This window comes from Clostridiales bacterium FE2011, assembly GCA_017569305.1.
In the GTDB taxonomy this organism is placed as follows: Bacteria; Bacillota; Clostridia; order Christensenellales; family Aristaeellaceae; genus Aristaeella.
Genome location: CP069418.1, coordinates 2878757 through 2900022, shown reverse-complemented (window position 1 = coordinate 2900022; position 21266 = coordinate 2878757). Strand labels below are relative to the sequence as shown.

Here is a 21266-nt window from a genome sequence, read left to right as displayed (position 1 = left end):
GCAACGTTCACAGGTCTTTTTATTTCCTGTTCGGGAATAGGATCCCTTCCCGGGATTATTTGCAGCATGCGCAGGAAACGTCCCTGTGCAGGTACTTCATTTTCGCCGTAATATCGTCCCGGGAAATCGTCATCACCTTGTTGATCGGAATCTGTGCGTCCGAAAGCAGGTAGTACAGGTTCCTGTCCTTGATGTAGTACAGGGTACGGATGATAAAGAAGGCAAACAGATGCCAGACCGCCTGGTCCAGGAAGCTGTTTTCTCCCGGATAATACTCCGTCAGGACATCCTGGCTCTGCATGCACCGCAGGCATGCGCTTTCCCCGCCAATCACAAGGGGCCCGATCACAGCTGCCTTGTTTGTACTGTTATAAAATAATGCCACAGCTTTGCGTTCAACAATAAAATCATTGATCTCTGCCAGCCGGTCCGCGTCCAGTCCTGTTCCGTCAATCAGGAACAGGTCATCCTGTCCCACGCTTCGTTCTGTCATATCCTTTTCTGCAATGATCTGTTCTTCCGGGATGGCCGCCTCCATCCGTTTCTCTCCGTCCAGGCCAGCAAAGCTGTTCACATCCGCCAGGTCCTCTTCTTTCCGGATCACACAGGCTGCCGGAATGGTTTCCTTCAGGGTTTCATACAGCAGCATGTTCAGCGCCGTAACGCCCCACAGGTAAATCTTTGTCTGCCGGAACGAAGTGTCCGCCTGGAAGCCCTCTGCAAAGTGAGTCGGATTGACAACCGAGAAAAAATCTGATTTTTGTACTGCCCGGTCTGTTTCCGCCTCGCTCAGTTCCTCAAAAAGGTCCTGGTATTTCAGCATCAGGAGACCAAGCCAGTTCCAGTATGGCTGTTTTGCCAGCCACTGCACCTGATGCGGCCTGTTCAGGTCTTCCTTTACAGCGTCGTTCCAGGCATTCTTTCCCGCCTTCAGTTTCAGCATGACCAGCTTGGTACTTTTCCGGTATACGCAGATATACTCGTCCTCCTGAAAGAATACATAATCGTCTTTCAGCCTCACAACGGACAGTTCATTCATTGCCGTCTCTCCCCTCTTGTTTATCCCACCACAAAAACGTACAGCACTCTTTTCGGCGTATGCCGGATCTCAAGCATTTCCCTGATCCGATCTTCAAAGAACCCGCCTAACGGAACAGTGTTCAGGTTCATCATTCCCGCTGCCAGCATCATGTTCTGGCCGATGTGTCCGCATTCATCATGCATCAGCCGGTATGTCAGCGCGTGGTACTTTTTCTTCATCACTTCCGGATTTCCCACCAGGCATACGAGAAACTGTGCTTTCGAGAAAGTAAACGGGCCAATATCTGTCGAGGAGATCAGTGAATCCACCTTCCCCGTATCTGAAAGTGCCTGTTTCTCCAGGTTTCGGGTACGCACGTTGTATTTCAGGCAGTAACTCCCGGCAAAAATCCTGTTTTCCCCAACCGTTTTCTCTGTGGGAATCAGGTAGATCTCAACAGGATAAAGCCGTCCCCCGGATGGATAGGTCTTCAGGTTCTGTTCCCTGTCATTGATTCCAAAGGAATAAGCCAGGTACTTTTCCAGTTCCGCGTCTGTCAGGACATCTCTCCGGAAATCCCAGGATGTCCTCCGTTTCATCAACGCATCCTTCAGCGTGAACCCGTCATCCGGGATATCTTCCAGATACGGCACTGTCCAGACGATTTCCCGTTCTTCTTCCCGTTTTTCCGGCAGTTTGTAATCCATCTTGGGTGCATTAAAGCTCTGTGTCCTGGGAGTATGCTCCGAGTTCAGATGGTAAAACTCATAGGTCTCCGCTTTTCTGTCCGCCTGCTCTCTGAAGTCCCATATTGTTGCTTCCATTTCAGCTCTCCTCGCACACGTTCAGCAGCACCTCTGCCAGCACAGCCTCCAGTTGTGGCACAATGCCAAGTCTGTTGTTGGTCATATGGATCTGGGAAGCCAGTATCAGGTGCCTGGCTGTATTCTCATCCGGATAGGCAGTCTGGCATGCGCAGGCTTTCCGTATGCCTTCCCGGATTCCGGACTCCCACTCAGAATAAAACTCCCCCGCCTTCCTCATCAGTTCCCTGAAATGTTCCCTGTATTTCACGCTGAGTTCATCCACGGACAGGAGTTTCTTCCCATCACCTGGCGCAAACCCTGACCAGTACTGACGGTACCCGGACAGGAAGCCCCTTGGGTTCTCCAGGCCTTTAATCGCCAGTGCGAACATATCCAGGGCTCCGATAATCCGTCTGATCATACTATCCCCGGCCTGTTCCCTGATCTGCAGTGCGTACTTCGATGACAGGGAAAAGATCTTTTCACAATGCTTCAGGCTTTCCGGCCCGCCGTAGCGGTCTGTTTCAGGCTCATACGGTATCCTGCGGATGCTCCTGTCCGGAATGAATGTGATGTCCTCCACCTTTTCCTTGTTATGGCTGTATATCGCGTAATAGTCTTTTTCCGACAGCACGTAGTGCGGCTCATAACTCTCGAGGAAGTTTTCAAAGCCTGCGGTCATCCGTCTTTCCACTGTTTCCGGTTCTGTACTTTTATACCGGAAGCGGATATGGTTTCCGCCCTGCCAGTACACAATGTAAAAATACTGTGCCAGGATTCCGTCTCTTTCCAGCTTCTCAATCTCCGGCTTGAAAAAATCCACCAGGAACCGGTTGTGGGTGGTACTGTCATGGATGAAAAAGTGAGTCGCGTTCCATTCCATCGTTCTGCTTCCTTTTCTGATCACAGTCTGTATACGTAATTCCGCGTATTTGCTTTCCCCATAATCAGGCTGTAGATAAACCGCTCCTTTTTCTGCGCCTGAAGCGTTTTCTCCAGGTAGTCATCATTCAGGTTCCGCATCGGCCGGCCGAAGTATCCGTCTGCACACCCGTTCAGTGAAAACCAATGACAGATTTCAGCCGCCCCGATATGCGCGTTGTAAATGTTTTCCTGCTCTGTCAGCGCTTCATCATACAGATAGGAGATATACAGGATCACCGGCATGCTCTCCATATCGATCATTCTCGCGGTGTCATGCAGCAGTTGTTCCTTTTCAATTGCTGTGGTTTCAGTTTCTCCGGCTTTTCCACTTTCAATCCGCCGCAGGCGCTGGCCTTCTTTCGTTGTGTACAGCATATGCACCCGGAACCTGTCCGTATCGTCCATGTAATGGTTCATGTATGTTTCCAGCTCTTCCAGGTACCGCTTGGCTCTTTCCTCCGGAATCGTCCTTTCCAGGCTGCATACGCCGATATGGTTATGGGCGGATTCCCTCTCCCCGGTTTCTGTAAAAGGTTCCGGCTGCTTCCTGTCCATTCTCAGTTTTCTGGAACGGAATCCGTTTTTACTCGCCAGAAGCTGTTTTGCCGCATCATAGACGGATACTTCCTCGTCATAGTTCATGATCCGCCGGAACCGTCTGCTGCTCTCCGGTTTCTTGGCGGAATGGATATTCCCCAAATCCGCTTCCAGCGTAATCATGTGACATTTGGGGCTCAGCCCCAGCCTGGCGTATTCCTCCTGTTCCGCTGCGCCATACCGGATCATAACCTCCGTTCTCCCTGCAGTTTCCAGTTCTGTCCTCAGGTCTGCCAGGATATGTCCTGCATCCAGCAGCGGCAGCGCCAGGCCGAATTCTCCATAGTACTTCATCAGCCGCCACAGTTCCGCAGCCACGATCAGGCGGCACCTGCCCTTTTCCTCCGGGCTGAAGCCAACCCGCTCAAACGCGTCCCGCTTGCAGTTATACCTGCTGATGATTCCGTCCCGGATCAGGAACGCTTCATTGGCATGTATATTCCTGGCCGCGGGAACCCTTTTGTGAAACCCGTAGGGGTTCGTCGGCTCATACCGTGAGTAACCGAAAATCTTCCGGATAATCCTGCAGATATCCGCCGGTTCCTCCGGCAGCATCTCTTCCGCACCTTCCTCCAGGTCTGTAATCATATAGTCAATAAACTTTACCGAAGAGTACCGGTTCGGCCAGTCATACCGATAGCGGGTCAGCCTGTCAAACAGTTCCATTGTCATTTCCTTTTTTTACGGAAAAGGATGCGGTGTCACGTTGATCTCCTCTTCCGGAATTTCCCGGTCCGCGATACCTGCCGCCACAGCGCCCTTCCGGATCCTGTCCAGGTTCAGCCGCTGGTTCTTCACTCCGAAGGTCATGGTCAGCATGGATGGAACCACCGCCTTCACGCACCACAGTCCCAGCTCCCGGTTTACTTTGCTTTCCAGTACCCCGACATAGATATCCCGATGATATTTCCGGAAGCGTTCAGCAAACTGTTCCAGCGTGAAGGTACGGTCTTCCCTTCCGTACCAGTCCCGGAACCGTTCTGTGAAATCCACCTTCTGCTCGTTCAGGTAGTAAGGCTCAATATTGTGGAAATTCTCCTCCAGCGCGTAGAAGAACACATGATCCTCAATCCCGATTACAGCTTCCGGATGTCCCTTAAGCTTCTCCAGCTGTTCATCCAGTCTGCCGCTCCTGATCATCCGGTCATAGATACCGATGCTCGTGGCCACTTCCACCAGGGCGCCCTCCAGCGCCTTTTCCGGGTTGATGTGGGCACCGGCCGCGTTGTAGCATTTCATCTTTCCGTGGTAGTTTCTGTCAATCGCCGCTACCCAGATTGCCGGTATCCCGGTCTCCATGGTGATATCCATTACCCGGATCTCGTATCCGATACAGGTCATATACCGTACCACGTCCCGCAGGTAATCGTTCTTTACCCCGGAAATATCCAGCTGCTTCGGCGCAATCCGGTTATACCAATGCATCATGAACGCGTCCCTCTCCACCAGTTCCAGCATCGCGTATACAACTGCTTCTTCATATGTCCCGCCCATGGCACAGCCGTTGGAGGTTTCATACATGAAGCGTTTTTCTCCGCTCACCATCTGTGCGTCGTAATACATCACCTGCTCCGGCAGATAATAATCCAGTCCGTCTGCCAGGTTAACCACCCTGCGCCAGCGGTAACTCTTGTCTTCAGAAAAGGTATCGAATCCATACTGTTCCTTCACCTCATCATTTACCGTGTTCATGCTCAGCTGTTCCGGTGAAATCATCCGGTAACCCGCGTTCACCAGTTCCCGGAAGCTTCCCGCCAGTTCGGGCTTTGTATGTGGCACAATGGAAGCGTACCTTTCCAGCATTTCAAATTCTGCGGACATGCGTGAAACTTCCAGCGTTTCTGACCGGCCATATGAGTAGTACTTGTTCGTGATCATATGGCTTTTCACATAGTACATGGGGATAATCCGGCTGTCTGAATCCCGGATAATCTTCCCGCCGATGCCGCTGTGGGGGCTGATCAGCATCCCGTTGTGTTCCTCGTTGAAGATATCGCTTCCCTTTTTGGCACGTTTCTCCGTATCCAGCCGGTAATTCCAGTCAATCTGCGGAATATCCGCAGCTTCCTTTCCCTCCGCGCACTGCGCGAGCGGATGGCAATGAACCGGCAGGTACTCTACCGTGTAATCCTTCCGGGAAATCAGCGCTACTTTCTGTTCCAGCTCCTCCCGGTCCAGGCTCTCCAGGCACTCAAGCTCAAAATCATTCAGCCCGTCCCGGTCCTCCGTTCCATTCTGCAGGATGCCGGCCAGGTAGCTTTCGTTGTCCTCCAGGCTCCGGCGGAAACACTGGAAGCAGTCTTTTCCGGGCTGAACTGCGGGCCCTGCGAAAATATAGGAAGCCGTTATCCTGATTGGAATATCCCGGGTGTTTTCCCTTTCCATTGTTTCCACGGTTAATGTTGCTTCCCGTGCCATCTTTCATTCCTCCCCGAGCCGTTTTGTCTCACTTTACAAAGTAGAATTTGCCAACATGCATTCCCGTATCCTGGATCTGGATCTGGTACGCCCAGATCTTTTCATCAATGATCCTGCCTTTTGCGCCGAAGAAACCCTGCAGTTCCCGCATCGTGTCCTCCGCGTTTTTCCCGGCGGGCAATGCCTGGCTTTCCTCGGCTATGTCATATTCCGCCGCCAGCTTCCGCCGGCCGGGACGGTCTGTCTTCTTCCCGTTCTGGACCTCGCCCGTCACTTGCCAGATGGCTTCCATCAGATTCTTTTCCGGGTTATAACCGTAGGGCCCGTCATACAGGATGCCGCCGTCTCCGCCGCACAGGATAATTCCCCCGATGCCCTCCGCCGGTGACGGACGCCAGTACACCTTCACCCGGTCCCCCGTCATTTCTTCCAGGAACTTTTGTCTTCCGTCAGCCTCTTCCGGCAGCTCCGTTACTTCAAAGCACCTGTTTCTCTTTTCCAGAAGGGAAATATAGCCCTTGGCGTAATAGTCTTCTTTACTGCTTCCGCAGCACCATATGCTCCCGGTCGCATCCTTCAGCAGCTTCTCCAGGCCTTCGCAGAAGGCTTTGATTCCGGCGGATTCATAGTCCTCGTGATATGCCGTATAGCTCTTCCCGCTGAAGTCGCTGCCGAACACAACTTCATAATTGCACACCGGGCTTTGCCGGGTCTTCAGGTTGTCCCGGTTGCAGGCCTCCACCAGCCAGGGCGCCCGTTCTGCCAGTTCCTCCATTTTCAGCAGTGCTTCCCGTGTGGTTCTTCTCGGCGTCAGTTCCCGGTTATAGTAGGTTGCCGTCTCCGTGTACAGGCTGCCGATGGAGAAAAGCTGAATCGTCCCGTCTCCTGCCAGGCACAGCAGTTCCGGAGCCCCGCTGTTCCGCCTGCATCCACAGCAGTGCATAAACAGGTGAATCGGAATCATCTTCTCCTTGGCATAAAAGCGGCTGTTTTCTTTCCATTCAAACGTCCGAAAACGGTCATATTTCTCCACGTCAAACCGGTTCATATACAGCATGTAGGTCGTTCCTTCGCTCTCCCGAACCAGCACTGCCGCGTTCTTTCCGTCCAGTATTTTCCGGCACTCTTCTGCGGAGAAGTCACCGATATAAAGTTTCTCGCCGTTGTCCTCAGGAGGTGCTTCATAGTTCCCGCAGGCGATGCCGTATTCCATCATCGCTTTCCGGATCCTCTCCAGGCCGGCAAACAGCACTTCTGTCTCCGTCCAGTACCGGATCAGTTCCGGATCTGCGTCATAATTGCTTCTCAGCAGATCCAGGATATCCGGACTCAGTTTCTGGCCATCCCCGGTATCCTCCACCAGGATCCGTTTCTGCCACAGCAGCTTGGCAAACGCGTAATACTGTCCCCTTTTTTCTTCCGGGATCATGTCGAAAGCCTGCTCAATCTCACAGCCTCCGCCGCACAGCCGCATAACGTCCCGGATTGTCTCCATGTCTTCCCGCGGCCGTTTCAGCAGAAAGTGCTTCCCGCGCTTCGCCAGCACAATGGCTGCCTCCCGGGCGTCATAATAAATGTCGCAGTTCCTCGCATACGTCAGCTTCATGTCTTATATCACCCTTTCTGCCATAATCTCCTGCCAGCTTGTGTTATATTTCTCCGTTATGTAACGTACAATCCCATAACAGCACAGGTTCTTTTCCAGGAACGAGATGTTCAGCGCCGGCATCAGGTTGTACAGGATATTCGTCACAGACCGGAATGTCAGGTGAATCTTCCCGCTCACCATCTCATGAAGGTGCTGATCCTTTCGGAGTGCCTGGTGAAACGGGCTGTCCAGGTCTCGGATGTTGCTTTGCATCTGTGTCTCCTGGTCTTTCAGCTTCCAGTATCCTTCCTCCGAAAACTGACCTTTTTCCGCCAGTTCAGCGCATTTTGCGTAGATCTGCTTCCAGGCCTGTGCATATCGTTCTTCCAGGTTCCCCGGCAGCTGCATCGTGTCAAAGTGTGCCAGGTCATACTTCCGATATTCTGATTCAAAATACTTTCGGAAGCTTTCTTCCTTTCTGTATTGCCTGGCAATTCCGAAAAATCCCTCGATGTTGGAAAAGTACACCATGCTGGCATATTTCTCTCCCTGGTCAAAAAGCAGCATCGTCATCCGGAACAGCTTCATGCCCAGTTGCAGCATTCCTTTTTTATCACGCACCGTTCGCAGCGACTCTTCAATCAGGGGCTGAAGCAGAAATTTGCTTTCAAAGTGCAGCTTCACGTGTTCTGAGGAGTTATACATCCTGTGATAGTAATCAGCGTCCGGTGCCCCCTGGACTATCTTCAGGTGGTTCCGTGCGCTTATCGGCACACGGTTCTTTCTTTCCATCTTCAGCAGGGTCTCCTGGTTCTTTTTATAGCTCGCCAGATTGGCCTGGATCTGTTCCGGTGTCCACTGGAGTTCCTGTTCCCGGCAATAATGCCTGACAGCCCGGCGCAGTGTGTTACGGTCTATCTCGTTGCCGGCATACACGACCTCAACGTTCGGGCCTCCGTTCCATTCCCGGGTGGCATAATACTGTCCTTTCCTGTTCTCCTCCATAAATGGGCAGATGCAGTCCAGATAGAACGCCCTTTTTTCCTCCTCGTTTCCGAAAAAGTAGATGTTCATCTTCCGGAACCCCGTCAGTTTGTCCATGTTGCTCTTCCTTTCGTCTCTCTTACCGGTACAGTGTCTGTTCTGCCTGATATTCACAGATATATTCGTCTTCCGGATTGTCCGGATAGATTTCCTCCAGCACAAACTGCTTCTGGTTTTCCATTTCCCTCAGCAGCTCCTGGAACAGCAGCGGGCTGTCCAGGTCGATATACTGCGGTTTCAACGCCGTCCGGCCCATGTTATAAAAGTCAAAATCTGCTCCGTTAATGTAAGGCCGGATAAAAAACCGCTTCGGAAGTCCTGCTTTTTCAAAATCTGCCAGGATTTCCAGGTACAGCTCATCTGCCGGTTTTTTCAGGTCATAAATGCTGTTCAGCAGATACTGTTCCCGGATGAACACCAGCTTGCCGTACTTTGTACGCGGAATATGATCCGCGATCAGGCCTTCATTTTTGTCCTTCTCCCACAGGTTCAGGTACGAAGGATCAAACCGGGTGGATGGCTGCATACCGTTCACCGTCCGCAGCGGGATCGGCATCAGGTTGATCGCCAGGCTTCCCAGGAAAACACCGTTTACTTCGCCCAGGGTTTCATGCCCCAGCTTCACCAGTTTCTTCTCCGGATCATAGTAGAAGTAGCACTCACCAATCGGGATATCTCCCTCTGTAGCGTCATTCTGGTCCGTCAGGTTCAGGACCAGCCGCTTATCAAAAATACGCCGGTGTACATTGGCGTTAAATCCAAAGCTCTCCGTGATCTCCGCCGGGTTCGTCCCGAAAGCATAGCGGCAGTAATCTTTTATTTTTCCGCTGTCTTCTTCAAACAGCTTCAGGAATCGTACAAAGAACAGCAGCTGTCCCTTGTACACCTTATTGATTACCAGGTCTCCTTCCTTTTCCGCTTTTTGCAGATAGAAAGTAGCACTGTCAATATCCGCATCAAATATCTCCGGGTGTTTTGCCACCTCCGCGTCGATGAACTCCCTCAAATCCTGCGGTTCTTTCCGGTCCTTCCGTCCCAGGATCTCGGCATACATCTCCTTCTTCATTGCGGTGATGGTCCGGATCTTCTCTCCTGTCTTAAAGCTGATCGCACTGAAGTTGTCCATCCAGATGCCCGTCAGCTTCGTTGCTGCTTCCACAAACAGCTTGTAAACGTCCAGGTCATCCGCCGGCACTTTCTGCTCCCCGTACTTTTCCAGGAACATTTCGCTGAACAGTACATAGCCCAGCACACTCTGGTCAAAAATCTGGAAGTACTTCTGCAGTTTTTCCAGCTCTCTGTCCTTCAGTTCCGCTGCTGTCAGCGGTTTCTTCGGCCGGTCGTATACGCTGTCCTCGTATACCTGGATATTGTGAACAAATTTTCTGTCCAGTACTTCCTCTATTTCGGCCACCAGCCGGTCCATTTTTTCCACTGCGCTGAAGCGTCCGCGCCAGTCGGCGTCCCGGAACTCCTTTACCAGCTTTTCGTATTCCATTACCCTGTCCCGGACCTTCGCCAGCGTACCTGCCTCGTCGTCCGTCAGGGGGGCGGTCTTCTCCTCAAACTCGCGGAAAATGTTTTCTTTCGTATCGTCAATACAGACATGAGGCGTCAGCACATGATTCCGGATCAGTTTATCCTGGATGAACTCTGTGGCTCTTTCCTCCTCCATCCCGTTTTCCATCAGCAGGCCAAGCAATTCTTCATACCGGAACACACGGTTGCCAAACTGCTCGCAGATCAGTTCGATGATACCCTTCCGTGCCAGTCTCACTGAGCCGTCCACCGTCTTGTAAACCTTGCCCTTTTCATAGTCCCTCTGGTACAGGAATATGCAGCTGTCCCCGTAATTCTGATGGGCATTCAGCCGGTAGCTCACCTGGCAGGCAAAGTGCGGCTTTCCCAGGATAAAATCATATACAGCCTTGATGATATAGTTGTTTGCTTCGCAGATGGAGCGCAATCCTTCTCCCTTTTCCTGGTCCCCGGTTTCCGGATCATACAGGCATACTGAGGTCAGGAAACTGAAGGGACTCGTCTTCATTGTTGCCCGGGTAAACAGGCGGATCAGTTGATGATCCAGTTTGCGTATATCTGCATTGTGCTGTTTCACAGGCACGTCCAGGTATTTGTTCAGCTTAAAGATGAAGTCCTTGTTGATCAGCGGCAGCGTTTTCAGCACATAGGGATTGTCCGCGAAAAAGCTCCGCATGGCGTCTCTGTTTCTGTCCAGGCATTCTGTGAAAAGAGTCCTGTAATTACCTTCCGCACGCTGGGTTTCTTCGACCTGCCGGTTATACCGGTTGATCAGGTCTTCATACTCACTTCCCTCGAATTTCTCCCCGTTGGTTACAGTCTTTCCGGCCATCATCTTCCGCTTTGCTTTCAGGTAGTCCGGATTCTGGCACAGGCTGTAAGCATGTTCCAGGGTTTGAATTCCTTCCGCTCCCACGGCCTGCAGCTGCAATACGGCAGTCCGGTATGCCTTTGCCGCCTCCGGCAGTTCCGGACACTCAATCGCCTTCAGTGCTGCCTTGGGCACGTTCGTGCTCCGTTCCAGAAAGTAAGGAAACAGTTTCACGCCGTCCATCTCTTCTCGTCCTCTCTTTAAATCACTTATCTGATGCAAATCCTTTCTGGAACTGGATCAGTACCAGGCAGACTGCCACCCAGATTGCCAGGGCAATCAGGTTAATGATCTGCTGCGGCGTCCCGAACCATACACGGACCAGGATCTGGTTCATGTGATATACGGGATTAATGTAGATCAGCCAGCGCAGCACTACAGGCATTTTCTCCACCGGCATAATCAGTCCGCTGGCAAACAGCACATACTGGAAACCGATGATTGTAAAAGGCATCACCTGCCGGCTGTTCTTAAAGAAACCATGCAGCGTCAGGCTCAGCAGCATCATGATGATAACTGTCACCAGGAAGGCGAAGAAGAATAGCACCATATGGCTGCTCATCGGGATTTTGAAAACAAACACCGCGATTGCGATCATTTCAAAGAATCCCAGGACGGAGATCAGCAGACCCCGGAGGGAATAGGTCAGCACCACATTGAACAGGCTGATTGGGCTCAGCAGCAGCCGTTTGAAAATACCGCTCTGCTTGTCTGTCACATACTGGGTACCGATATTGAAGAATACTGTCAGGAATGAAATCAGGAGCATATACATCGGCAGATACTGCGCAAATCCTTCTATACTCGCGGCGTCCTTCGCCATGGATCCGGCATAGATAATGAAGAACACACCCGGCAGCAGCAGGATCGGCAGCGCGAAGAAGGGCTCCCGGAAAAAGATCACCAGGTCATACCAGAATTGTTTCCAAATGCTTCTTATGGAGAATCTCACAGCGTTTCTCCTCCTTCCACCAGCTTGAAATATGCGTCCGAGAAGAACTCAACGCCCAGGGCTTTCTTGATGTTTGCGGGAGAATCGTTCGCGGCGATCTTTCCCTTGTTCAGTACGATCACCCGGTCGCAGAATTTGTCCACCTCTTCCATCGAATGGGTGGAAAGCAGGATCGTTTTATTCTTCTCTACCCCGCCCCGGATCTTTTCCCACACAAGCTGTGTCGCCTTGGGATCCAGTCCCGTGGTCGGCTCGTCCAGGAAAACAAGGTCAGGATCATGCAGGAATGCGATTGCCAGCAGGAACCGCTGTTTCCAGCCGCCGGAAAGCTTTTCATACTTGCTGTTCAGATAGGGCTGCAGCTCAAAGTATTCCACCAGCCGGCTGATTTTTTCTTTTCCGACGGAGTAGAAGGACGCAAACAGGTCCAGTGCCTCCTTCAGCTTGATAAAGCTGTACATTCCGCCTTCCTGGAGCATTACTCCGATCTTTGCGCGGATCGCGTCCACAGACCGTTGTTCGTCTGTGTTCTTTCCCAGGATCGTCACTGTACCGCTGTTCACCTTTCGGATCGTCATCAGGATCTCCAGCAGGGTTGTTTTTCCCGTTCCGTTAGGGCCAACAATGGCTACGGTCTCCCCTGCGGGGATTTCGAAGCTGATGTCATTCAGTACGGTTTTCTCACCGTATTTTTTCGTGATGTTCTGAACATCAATAATACTCATACGCTTCCACAGCCTTTCGTTTGAATTTGGGTTTTCCCTCACTTGATCTTCTTCAGCTTGTTCAGCGCCTTGGGTTCCTTCGGCTGATAGCCAAACAGGATACAGCAGCTGTTTGCCTGGACGGTTGCCATCTTCACGGCGGCCTTCACGATGATCTGCTTTCCGATGTTCATGTTCTTCATTTTCTTTTTCTCCTTTCAGTCTCTTCGTTTGTTTTTCTGTTTATGTTTCTTTTCCGCCTCAGCGGATTCTATTTCGTTCCTGGTTGTTTTCGGGAGGTCCCGCAGGGGGCGATCGGCTGTTCAAAAATTTTTTCTCGTCCCCTCAGCAGGTTCTTACTACTGATCTTCGGCTTAGTTAGCGGAGCCGCCGTTGATGCCGCAGCTGACGCAGCTGGTGCTTCCGCAGCAGGAACAGCTGCCGCTGGAGCTGGATCCGCTCGTTGCTGCGGTCTCACCCAGCAGGGAAGCTTCGGATACTTCCATGACCTCGATGTCTTCCATGTTCTTGACAGCTTCTTTCATTTTTCTTTCCTCCTGTCTTTTTACTTGGCGTTTGCGCTGCTGTCATTCATACCGCAGCTGATGCAGCTGGTAGATCCGCAGCAGGAGCAGCTGCCGCAGGCGCTGGATCCGCTTGTCGCGGCGGTCTCGCCCAGCAGGGATGCCTCGGAAACTTCCATAACCTCGATGTCTTCCATCGTCTTGAAAGTGTTTTTCATTTCCGTAACCTCCTTTTACTGTTAGTTCACGCTGGAACCGTTGATACCGCAGCTGACGCAGCTTGTGGAGCCGCAGCAGGAGCAGCTGCCGCTGGAACTGGATCCGCTAGATGCGGCGGTCTCGCCCAGCAGGGATGCCTCGGATACTTCCATAACCTCGATGTCTTCCATGTTCTTGATAGCCTCTTTCATTTGTTTGTCCTCCCTTTCTTTTTGTTTGATTTCGGTCTTGAACAGCCGATCTGGTGTCATTGTAACGACAAAAAAAAGATTGTGGCGATCATTGCCACAATCCAATGTTTTATTGCCATCATCCAAGATAAAGCATTATTTTCACCTGGAAAATCATGCCTTCAGCATTCATTTCCAGCAGCCCGTGATACTTTTCCACCACCCGCTTCACATTCTCCAGGCCTATACCGTGGCTGCCTTCATCCGCTTTCCGCGTCAGAAGCCTGCCCTGATGCCTCCGGAGTTGTCCGTCAAAGGAATTTTCTGTCCTGATAAACAGTTGGTTTTTCACCATCCGGATGGAAAGCAGGATCTTTCGCTGCTCCTTCTCCAGCTTTTCACATGCTTCAATGGCGTTATCCAGCAGGTTTCCGAGTATAACCGTAATATCAAAATCGTCGATATTCAATTTCTCCGGTATGCTGGTTTCGATCTGGATAGGAACTTCCTTTGCGTTGCTGATCTTATAATGCAGCATGCTGTCCACTGCCGGCTGGCCGGTATAAACCTGCGGAACAGCAGCCCGGGTTTCCTCCTGCATTCGCTGCAGGTAGTCATCCAGTTCCTGGTAGCGTTTCTGTTCTGAATAAGAACGCATAATCAGGATATGATTCTTGATGTCGTGATAGATTCCCCTTATTTTTTTCCGGCTGTCCAGCAGGATCTCCATCTCCCGCTCATAGCTTTCCTTCTGTTCCACCAGCAGCAGGTTCCTGACCCGTTCTTCCTCCGAAAGAATCAGTTTGTCATAGATGTATATCACTACATAATCAATGACCGCCAGCATCAGCACCGAACGGATCAGCTGCACACCTCTCAGGTGCATCACCAGCATCACCATAAAGCCAACCAGCATAATCTGCATCAGCACAACGCCGCCCCAGCAGAACCAGTCGCCTTCAGTGCTTTTGGCCACCCCTTTGAATTTTTTCAGCACCTGGACAATCAGCGACAGCACCACACACTGCACAACCATTGCCGTCTCGGAAAAACCGCTCTGCTGCTGCCACACGTCCTGTGGCACAAAATTACACACCCACATAGCGATCATTTCGCATGGAATCATAGCCACATAAGTCAGTACAGCCATCAGGATATTCTTTTTCAGTTTTTTTTCGTACAGTCTCGTCAGCAGTAACAAGCCTGTCAGGTTCATCACCATATTCAGGATCGGGATGCCGAATGCCAGATAAACGGCATTCGTAATCAGGTAATAAATGGCATATGCAGCCAGTTCTTTCAGGAATAAAGGCTTTTCTGCTGCATAGTAACGGAAAAGCCGTGCGATACACAGTATGCTTAATGCGTCTGTGATCAGATATACTATGATCGTACTCCGTTCGCCCATCATTCCATCCCCATTTCGCCGCTCAGTTTACGCACTTCTTTCCGTTTTGCCTGGCTGATTTCCAGTTCTTCACCATTATCCAGCACCAGTTTGTCATAGTGGAATTCCGCCACCCGGTCATAGTTCACCAGGATACTCTTATGGCAATAGAAAAAACGCTTATCCTTCAGTTCTTCATAGATATCTTTCAGCGAAGCATAGAATTCGTCTGTTTTTTGTCGTGTTACGATGATCGTTTTCTTCAGATGGCTCTCAAAATACAGAATATCCTCCATTTTACAGCGCGCGGTTTGTCCCTTTTTGCGGTAGACATACATTTCCCCGCTTCTGTTCAGGGTGTTCATCAGCTTTTCCATAACGGCTTCCAGCTCATTATACGCAACCGGCTTAATCAGGAAATCAAAGGTATCCACCTTGAACAGGTCCATAGCGTAGCCGCGCTGGCTGGAAACATAAATAATCTTAAGGCCGTAGTTTTGCAGCTGTTCCCTTACCCGCGTACCAACTTCCACCCCGTTGATATTTGGCATTTCAATATCAAGGAAAAGCACGTCCCATTGCTCTTCTTTCAGTTTTGTCAGTGCTTCTTCCCCATGATTCACCACGTGAATATCAAACTCATCCCGATGATTGATCTCATACTGTTCCAGTTTCTTCTCCAGGTCCTCGCTGAACAGTTCGTCATCATCACAGATCAGGATTTTCATCATAGTCCAGCCGCCTCCTCAGTTTGTTGTTCGCCAGGCCAAACGCAAGATTCACCGCCATAAATATCAGGCAGACGCTCACACAGCGTATTCCTGTTTCCCAGCCAAGCAGTGCTGAAATAAAATAGATACCCGCCTCTGCCAGCACAATTCGCCGTGCTTTCCGGCCATAGGTTTGTTTCTCTTCCTCTTCCAGTTCTTTGTTAGCCGTATCTACCGGTGCGGCAAGCAGAATGAAAAGCCCGGCTCCCAGTGTCAGAACATGCAAAAGCAGTTTCGGCAGCGAAATATACTTCAGGCATAAAAAGCAGATCAGGATGGATAATGCCGATATAATCCCGCACCGCAGCGGTGTTTTCGCATGATATCCTCCTGCATAAATCCGCAGAATATAAGTAAGCGTAAGGAAAAGCACCGCGAGCAGCGGAATACCCATCACCCAGCCCGCAATCACAGCCAGCCCCAGGCCGCCAACCAGCACCAGTCCCTGGCTCAGGCCGTATTCCGCTATTTCTCTTTCATCCTCCGGCAAATCAGATAAGAAATTGTTTTTCACACAATCCCCTCCGTTCTGTGAAATTATGTCCCTCCGTAGTGCCGGATTCCGGGAAACGTTTTCTTTTTACGATATATTTTCATTCTATGACCACTTTCCCTTATGTCAATATTTTCCAGTGTCCTTTTGCAGTTCTTTTTTCTTTTGGCCGTATATATTTTCACCTCAATATGATTCTGTCACATATCCCGGATTCATTATTTCATTATTCATCAGTTTGAGCTTTCTCATTGACGGCCGATCGGTTTTTCGCTAGAATAGTGCGGTTTCCGCGCGGTGCGAAACGGAAAGGAATGAAGGTAATGAAAAGAATCCTCAGCTTCCTGAAAAAGGAACTGATGCTGACACTGTCTCTCCTGGCTGCGGGAATTGCGCTGATCATCACGCCTCCCTCCGCGCAGCTGATTCGGGATATCGACTGGCATACCCTGGGCACACTCCTGATGATGCTGTGCGTTCTGGAAGGGTTTAAGCAGGAGAACGTCCTGCGTCCCCTGGTTGGACTGGCTTCCAACCTGAAGCGGATGACTTCCCTGTCCCTGTTCCTGATCTTCGGCGTTTTCTTCTGCTCCATGTTTGTGACCAATGACGTATCACTGATCATCTTTGTTCCGCTGACCATCATGCTGTTCCGGGATGGCGGAAAAGAAAAGTATATCCTCCCGGTTATTTCCATGGAGAATATCGCGGCCATCCGCGGTTCCCTCCTCATGCCTTTCGGCAGTCCGCAGAACCTTTTCCTTTACGGGAAGGCCGGTGTATCCGCCGGTCATTTCATGCTGCACATGCTGCCGCTGTGCGCCATGTCTGCCCTGCTGCTGATCGTTTTCGTTTTCGTGCTCTACCGGAAAGACCCAAAAGAAGAAATTTCCGCCAGGGCTGACCGGATGGTCTGGACTCCTGACGGAAAAGTACGCCGTATTGGCTATGTCTGTTTGTTTGTCCTGATCCTGGCAGTCATCGTCACCCGGACTACTCTCTGGCCCTGGGCGGTGGCTGTGGTGCTGATCGGCATGCTGATTCTGGACTGGAAGATCCTGCTGAAGGTGGACTATGTCCTGCTGGTAACCTTCCTTTGTTTCTTTGTTTTCTCTTCCTCCATCGCGGCCAATCGGGAAATTGCCGGAGTGCTGAAGAAGGCTGTGGCCGGATATGAATACTGGTGGGCCATCGGCGTCAGCCAGATCATCTCCAACGTTCCGGCAAGCATCGTGCTTTATCCTTTTACAGAGAACTTTGCCGGGCTGATCTACGGTGCAGATACCGCCGGTCTCTGCTCACTCATCGGTTCCCTGGCTTCTGTAATCAACTACCGCATCTACGTCCGGGAATACCCCGGCAATGGCGGCAGGTTCATCAGGGTTTTCACCCTGGTCAGCTGGGCTTTCTTCCTGATCGTGGTCATCCCCGGCTTCCTGCTCTCCCACTGGAGTTTCTTCTGATTACTGCGGATCTGTTTCCTCCGCGCAGGTCATATGTTCCGCTTCCAGCGCCTCGTTGGCCGCGGTTCTCATAATGATTTTCTTCACCAGTGTATCCAGGGCGGATCCCTCGGTGTAATCTGCCGGTGAATAGTAGCGGATCCGGTTCTCCCGGATCATCTTCTTCACTTTCTCCATATTGCCGGTGGAAGGATCATAGACCCCGATAGCATGCCCGCCATAGGAATTCACCAGCTTCATACAGGGGATATCGGTATCGCTGTCCCCGATATAAACCATATTGCGGAAAGGAATCCTGATCCGGTCCTGCGGATAATAATCATTCACCGCGGGATCGTTGACGTCCAGGGTTCCTTTTTCAATCCGGAAAAGAAACTGTGTCTTGTTGGTATAGTTGACCGCCTGCGCCGGCCAGATGGCTACGCCCCGGTCATTGTAGCAGAAGGAGCTGGCATAGATCCGTTCAAACGCCCCCTGCTTTGCCATTTCCGTTCCTTCAATCATTTCCTTCAGTCCGGAGGAAATGATATAGTGCTCCACCAGCACGCCGTGCTGTCTGCCGTATTCCCGGATGCGTTCAAACCATTCCTCCACACCGGGAAACACCTTTACCTTCGCCCCGTATTCCATCAGGGCTTTGCGGTTCAGGATCAGGTTGCCTTCTGCTTCCTTCACCATCTTGTACATATAGGCCAGGTTGGAGTCCATCTCCTGCTCATGGGCCAGGATGTTCGTTTCTTCCCAAAACTGGTCCACATTATAGCCCACAGACTGGATATAGCCCTGCGCCTGCATGTCGTCCGGCGTCAGGGTTTTATCAAAATCATAGCAAATTGCCAGTACCGGCAGCTGCTCTTTTTCTTTTCTTTCATATCGCATCATATTCACCCGCCTGATTCTTTCACAGCTCTTCCGTCAGCCGAATGCCATTTCCCCGAAGTATTCCGGCCGGTGATAATCCGGTGTGGGAGTACCGACCGGCTGCCAGGCAAGATAGTGAGGATGAACCGTCTTGTCTCCGCATTTGTAGACGTTTGCCTTCAGGATGCCGGAAAAGGCGAAACCCGGAAAGTATTTCCGGAGGAACGCAGCAGGAATCCTGTATCTCGTTTCCCAGCCCTCCGCCGTCCGCGCAGTCCGGATGCTGAACAGTTTCTCCGGGTTTTCCGGCACAATCCGTTCCCTGTCATTTCTGTTCCTGCCGAAGCCGATGTGAAGGCATCCGTTGGGATTGATTTCAAAGTTCAGGTAACGTTCTTCCCCCTCCGGCATGAAGAAGAACTCCAGGCAGCTGTCCTCGTGCACGGGCGAAAGCGGTGCGGTGTATTCCGCACGGATATCCTTTTCTTTTGCCCATAGGTGCACCAGCAGGTTTTCCCCGTCATGGCGGATGCTTCCGCCTGCCCGGACGCCGCAGTCCGGCTCCCACAGAATCTGGTCAAGATACAGTTCCCGGCCTGTACCGGTATCCTGTTCATCCCGTATAATCACATATCGGTCGTTCACGTTCCGTTTACCCTCCGGTTATTCTCAATAGCCTCTTTGCCTGTCCACCAGGTGTCCGGGCGTTTTCCCAGCACAGTATCTGTCCAGGTCTTCCACAAACATCTCAACGATCCTGTTCACCGTGTGCTCCAGCGTCATATTTCCGGCCGTATGGGGCGTAATGAGCAGGTTCGGCAGTTCCCATACCGGATCGTTTTCTTCCAGTGGTTCCTTTTCAAACACATCCAGCCCGGCATACAGCCGACCGTTCTTCAGTTCCCTGATCAGTGCCTCCTGGTCAATTACGGTGCCGCGCCCCACATTGATGATCACCGCACCGTCCGGCAGCTGCGCAAGCTGCTTTTCACCCACCATATGGAATGCTTCCTTTGTTCCGGGCAGAGAGATCATCAGCACGTCCGTTTCCGGCAGCACTTCCTCCCACTGATCCTGCGTCAGGATCCTGTCGAAACAGTTGTCAGGATTCCTGCCGCTCCTGTTTACACCGATCACACAGGCCGGCAGAAATGCTTTCAGTCTCCTGGCTGTTTCCAGTCCGATATCTCCCGTACCAAGCAGGGTAATCCGGGCATCCTTGATGGAGCGGACCAGCAGGTCCCGTCTCCATTCATGCCGTGCCACAATCTGCCTGTATTCCGGCTGCCGGCGCAGGATGTCCAGCAGCATCATAATGCTATGTTCCGAGATGGTCACGCCGTATGCGCCGGAGGAATTGGACAGCATCGCGTCCGGATTGGCGAAGGAATCCGGCTTCAGGAACTGGTCCACCCCCGCAAACGGGGTACAGATCCATTTCAGGGTGGACGATGCGCGCGCGGTCTCCGGCAGCTGGCCGAAAATCACTTCGCACTCCATCAGGTAATCCTTGTCCTTCTCCGGCTCATCCACGAGCCGGACCTCAAAACCGTGCCGCACGGCAGCTTCGCGGATCGTTTCCTTGTGGTTCGGTTTCAGAAATGGCTCATAAACCGCCATTTTCCTGCTCATAAGTTTCTCCTCTTCTGTGCTTTTTATTGCTTACTTAAGATACGGACCGAAGAACGGATCCAGCCTGTCCCGGTTATATTGCAGGAACAGGTTCCCCCGCATACCTTCCGTGAGTTTTATGAAACTGTCTGCCCGGATCCCCCGCAGGCAGGCATCGCAGTAGTCCAGGATTGTCTGCATATCTGAATGCAGGATCGCATGTCCGTCCAGGTGAATGATCATGTTGTTCTGTTCACTGCATTCCAGCAAATCCCACACCGGCTGGGACGCGGCATAGGCCAGGCACTGTCCTTCCGTATTGTTCCATCCTTCTGAAACAATGCCTGTCACAATAATCATATGGCGGTTCTTTCCCGCCGCCAGTGCGCAAAGCATATGCTGATCCACCGGCAGCGTCCGGGCAGACAGGAGCCTTGTGAAATTGCCGCAGAACCAGTATCCTTCTCCGCCCTGCAGATTCGAAAACGGTTCATTCACCGATTCGTTCTCCCATTCTGCCGGTCCGCCCAGGCTTGTGAGATCATAGGTCTTTCCATGGTTGTCTGTCCGGAACACAGCGACGCCTCCCGCACCTGAGCAGGACGGGATCGTCACACGGATCCGCTCGTCCCAGGCACCGGCCACCGCTGCGCTTTTCCCGTACCGGGATACGCCGCCAACCAGTGAAAGCTCCGGGTTGATCCCCAGTTCCCTGCCCGCTCCGGCTTCCATGGCGTCAATAATCTTGCTCACACCCCATGCCCATGCCAGCAGCACACCTCGCTGCTGTGCGGAATCTGTCGCCTTGTATGGATAAAGGGTGAAGAATGCGCCGGTCCGTGTCTCGTTGTCCGCAGATACCTGGGAGCAGTCATACTGGAAACAGGCATATTCTCTTTCCATGGCATACCGGCAGTTGTCCGAAAAACCGGTCACCCATTCCTTCGTGAACCCGTTCTGATAGTGCCACGGCCAGTACTCTATATAAAAAGGAAAACCGCCTTCCGGCGCCGTGCCTTCCGGAAGCCCCGCCAGTACGGAAAAGGACGCACTGCGTCCCTCCGCGGAAATTGTGATTGTCAGCAGTTTCCCGCCGGTCTCCGCGTCTTCCCGCAGCTGCCATTCTATGGTTTCCTTTGCTTTATCCGGCATGTATCCGTACACATATTCCGAGTACAGGCTGATCAGCTCTGCCCTCCTGCGTTTCCAGTCCCCGGGTGTCTGTACAGCGTCTCCGTTTTCAAAGCGCAGAAGATCGGGAAGGTTCCCGATCTCCGGCAGCTGGGTCACACTTTTCATTTCAT

22 protein-coding genes are annotated in these 21266 nt (G+C 51.8%); 1 reads left to right on the top strand and 21 read right to left on the bottom strand.

Annotated elements, in window-relative coordinates; genetic code table 11:
• Positions 1-55 precede the first annotated feature (55 nt).
• From JRC49_13005 to JRC49_12925, 17 genes are all read right to left on the bottom strand, one after another.
• Positions 56-1039, bottom strand: a complete 984-nt coding sequence (locus JRC49_13005) for a hypothetical protein (GenBank protein QTE70702.1) — start codon at positions 1037-1039, stop codon at positions 56-58.
• Positions 1040-1059: 20 nt separating this feature from the next.
• Positions 1060-1845: a SagB/ThcOx family dehydrogenase gene (locus JRC49_13000; GenBank protein QTE70701.1), complete on the bottom strand. Its 786-nt coding sequence runs from the start codon at positions 1843-1845 to the stop codon at positions 1060-1062.
• A 1-nt stretch (position 1846) separates the two neighbouring features.
• Positions 1847-2710: a thiopeptide-type bacteriocin biosynthesis protein gene (locus JRC49_12995; protein QTE70700.1), complete on the bottom strand. Its 864-nt coding sequence runs from the start codon at positions 2708-2710 to the stop codon at positions 1847-1849.
• A 20-nt stretch (positions 2711-2730) separates the two neighbouring features.
• Complete coding sequence (locus tag JRC49_12990) at positions 2731-4014, bottom strand: hypothetical protein (protein QTE70699.1); 1284 nt, start codon at positions 4012-4014, stop codon at positions 2731-2733.
• A gap of 15 nt (positions 4015-4029) precedes the next feature.
• Entirely contained in the window at positions 4030-5766 is a 1737-nt protein-coding gene (locus tag JRC49_12985; GenBank protein ID QTE70698.1) for a YcaO-like family protein, read from the bottom strand.
• 28 nt (positions 5767-5794) lie between these two features.
• The gene (locus tag JRC49_12980; protein ID QTE70697.1) at positions 5795-7372 is read right to left on the bottom strand and encodes a hypothetical protein; all 1578 of its coding nucleotides are present in this window, start codon (positions 7370-7372) and stop codon (positions 5795-5797) included.
• A gap of 3 nt (positions 7373-7375) precedes the next feature.
• On the bottom strand, positions 7376-8455 hold the full coding sequence (locus tag JRC49_12975; GenBank protein QTE70696.1) for a hypothetical protein: 1080 nt from the start codon (positions 8453-8455) through the stop codon (positions 7376-7378).
• Between the two features lie 22 nt (positions 8456-8477).
• Complete coding sequence (locus tag JRC49_12970; protein ID QTE70695.1) at positions 8478-10991, bottom strand: lantibiotic dehydratase; 2514 nt, start codon at positions 10989-10991, stop codon at positions 8478-8480.
• Between the two features lie 22 nt (positions 10992-11013).
• Positions 11014-11760 carry an ABC transporter permease gene (locus JRC49_12965; GenBank protein ID QTE70694.1) on the bottom strand — a complete coding sequence of 249 codons (747 nt, stop codon included), beginning with the start codon at positions 11758-11760 and terminating at the stop codon, positions 11014-11016.
• The gene (locus JRC49_12960; protein ID QTE70693.1) at positions 11757-12485 is read right to left on the bottom strand and encodes an ABC transporter ATP-binding protein; all 729 of its coding nucleotides are present in this window, start codon (positions 12483-12485) and stop codon (positions 11757-11759) included. Before JRC49_12960 ends, JRC49_12965 begins: the two co-directional genes overlap by 4 nt.
• A 38-nt stretch (positions 12486-12523) precedes the next feature.
• Entirely contained in the window at positions 12524-12658 is a 135-nt protein-coding gene (locus tag JRC49_12955) for a cyclic lactone autoinducer peptide (protein QTE72880.1), read from the bottom strand.
• A gap of 180 nt (positions 12659-12838) precedes the next feature.
• Positions 12839-13009, bottom strand: a complete 171-nt coding sequence (locus tag JRC49_12950) for a thiazolylpeptide-type bacteriocin (GenBank protein QTE70692.1) — start codon at positions 13007-13009, stop codon at positions 12839-12841.
• 20 nt (positions 13010-13029) lie between these two features.
• On the bottom strand, positions 13030-13206 hold the full coding sequence (locus JRC49_12945; GenBank protein QTE70691.1) for a thiazolylpeptide-type bacteriocin: 177 nt from the start codon (positions 13204-13206) through the stop codon (positions 13030-13032).
• Between the two features lie 21 nt (positions 13207-13227).
• Positions 13228-13398 (bottom strand): thiazolylpeptide-type bacteriocin, encoded by a 171-nt coding sequence (locus JRC49_12940; protein ID QTE70690.1) that lies wholly within the window; start codon positions 13396-13398, stop codon positions 13228-13230.
• Positions 13399-13516: 118 nt separating this feature from the next.
• Entirely contained in the window at positions 13517-14788 is a 1272-nt protein-coding gene (locus JRC49_12935; protein ID QTE70689.1) for a GHKL domain-containing protein, read from the bottom strand.
• The gene (locus JRC49_12930) at positions 14785-15495 is read right to left on the bottom strand and encodes a response regulator transcription factor (protein ID QTE70688.1); all 711 of its coding nucleotides are present in this window, start codon (positions 15493-15495) and stop codon (positions 14785-14787) included. The genes JRC49_12935 and JRC49_12930 overlap by 4 nt, the downstream gene beginning before the upstream one ends.
• Positions 15473-16048, bottom strand: a complete 576-nt coding sequence (locus JRC49_12925; protein ID QTE70687.1) for an accessory gene regulator B family protein — start codon at positions 16046-16048, stop codon at positions 15473-15475. The genes JRC49_12930 and JRC49_12925 overlap by 23 nt, the downstream gene beginning before the upstream one ends.
• Positions 16049-16350: 302 nt before the next feature.
• Between JRC49_12925 and JRC49_12920 the strand changes: the two genes are divergently transcribed.
• On the top strand, positions 16351-17490 hold the full coding sequence (locus tag JRC49_12920) for a hypothetical protein (protein ID QTE70686.1): 1140 nt from the start codon (positions 16351-16353) through the stop codon (positions 17488-17490).
• Here JRC49_12920 and JRC49_12915 read toward each other — a convergent pair whose 3' ends face one another.
• Genes JRC49_12915 through JRC49_12900 form a run of 4 tightly spaced genes read right to left on the bottom strand, consistent with a single transcriptional unit; the run spans position 17491 to position 21261 of the window.
• Positions 17491-18372: a haloacid dehalogenase-like hydrolase gene (locus JRC49_12915; GenBank protein QTE70685.1), complete on the bottom strand. Its 882-nt coding sequence runs from the start codon at positions 18370-18372 to the stop codon at positions 17491-17493.
• 33 nt (positions 18373-18405) lie between these two features.
• Positions 18406-18996 (bottom strand): hypothetical protein, encoded by a 591-nt coding sequence (locus JRC49_12910; GenBank protein QTE70684.1) that lies wholly within the window; start codon positions 18994-18996, stop codon positions 18406-18408.
• Between the two features lie 24 nt (positions 18997-19020).
• On the bottom strand, positions 19021-19983 hold the full coding sequence (locus JRC49_12905; protein QTE70683.1) for a D-2-hydroxyacid dehydrogenase: 963 nt from the start codon (positions 19981-19983) through the stop codon (positions 19021-19023).
• 30 nt (positions 19984-20013) lie between these two features.
• A complete protein-coding gene (locus tag JRC49_12900) occupies positions 20014-21261 on the bottom strand; it encodes a hypothetical protein (protein QTE70682.1) in 1248 nt (415 codons plus the stop codon).
• Positions 21262-21266: the final 5 nt, after the last annotated feature.

Coding starts and splice junctions, on each gene's coding strand:
- JRC49_13000 (QTE70701.1), bottom strand. CDS start 1,845: ATGGAAGCAACAATATGGGACTTCAGAGAGCAGGCGGACAGAAAAGCG.
- JRC49_12920 (QTE70686.1), top strand. CDS start 16,351: ATGAAAAGAATCCTCAGCTTCCTGAAAAAGGAACTGATGCTGACACTG.
- JRC49_12945 (QTE70691.1), bottom strand. CDS start 13,206: ATGAAAAACACTTTCAAGACGATGGAAGACATCGAGGTTATGGAAGTT.
- JRC49_12960 (QTE70693.1), bottom strand. CDS start 12,485: ATGAGTATTATTGATGTTCAGAACATCACGAAAAAATACGGTGAGAAA.
- JRC49_12900 (QTE70682.1), bottom strand. CDS start 21,261: ATGAAAAGTGTGACCCAGCTGCCGGAGATCGGGAACCTTCCCGATCTT.
- JRC49_12905 (QTE70683.1), bottom strand. CDS start 19,983: ATGAGCAGGAAAATGGCGGTTTATGAGCCATTTCTGAAACCGAACCAC.
- JRC49_12915 (QTE70685.1), bottom strand. CDS start 18,372: ATGATGCGATATGAAAGAAAAGAAAAAGAGCAGCTGCCGGTACTGGCA.
- JRC49_12950 (QTE70692.1), bottom strand. CDS start 13,009: ATGAAAGAAGCTGTCAAGAACATGGAAGACATCGAGGTCATGGAAGTA.
- JRC49_12975 (QTE70696.1), bottom strand. CDS start 8,455: ATGGACAAACTGACGGGGTTCCGGAAGATGAACATCTACTTTTTCGGA.
- JRC49_12990 (QTE70699.1), bottom strand. CDS start 4,014: ATGGAACTGTTTGACAGGCTGACCCGCTATCGGTATGACTGGCCGAAC.
- JRC49_12980 (QTE70697.1), bottom strand. CDS start 7,372: ATGAAGCTGACGTATGCGAGGAACTGCGACATTTATTATGACGCCCGG.
- JRC49_12970 (QTE70695.1), bottom strand. CDS start 10,991: ATGGACGGCGTGAAACTGTTTCCTTACTTTCTGGAACGGAGCACGAAC.
- JRC49_12955 (QTE72880.1), bottom strand. CDS start 12,658: ATGAACATCGGAAAGCAGATCATCGTGAAGGCCGCCGTGAAGATGGCA.
- JRC49_12940 (QTE70690.1), bottom strand. CDS start 13,398: ATGAAAGAGGCTATCAAGAACATGGAAGACATCGAGGTTATGGAAGTA.
- JRC49_12995 (QTE70700.1), bottom strand. CDS start 2,710: ATGGAATGGAACGCGACTCACTTTTTCATCCATGACAGTACCACCCAC.
- JRC49_12935 (QTE70689.1), bottom strand. CDS start 14,788: ATGATGGGCGAACGGAGTACGATCATAGTATATCTGATCACAGACGCA.
- JRC49_13005 (QTE70702.1), bottom strand. CDS start 1,039: ATGAATGAACTGTCCGTTGTGAGGCTGAAAGACGATTATGTATTCTTT.
- JRC49_12985 (QTE70698.1), bottom strand. CDS start 5,766: ATGGCACGGGAAGCAACATTAACCGTGGAAACAATGGAAAGGGAAAAC.
- JRC49_12930 (QTE70688.1), bottom strand. CDS start 15,495: ATGATGAAAATCCTGATCTGTGATGATGACGAACTGTTCAGCGAGGAC.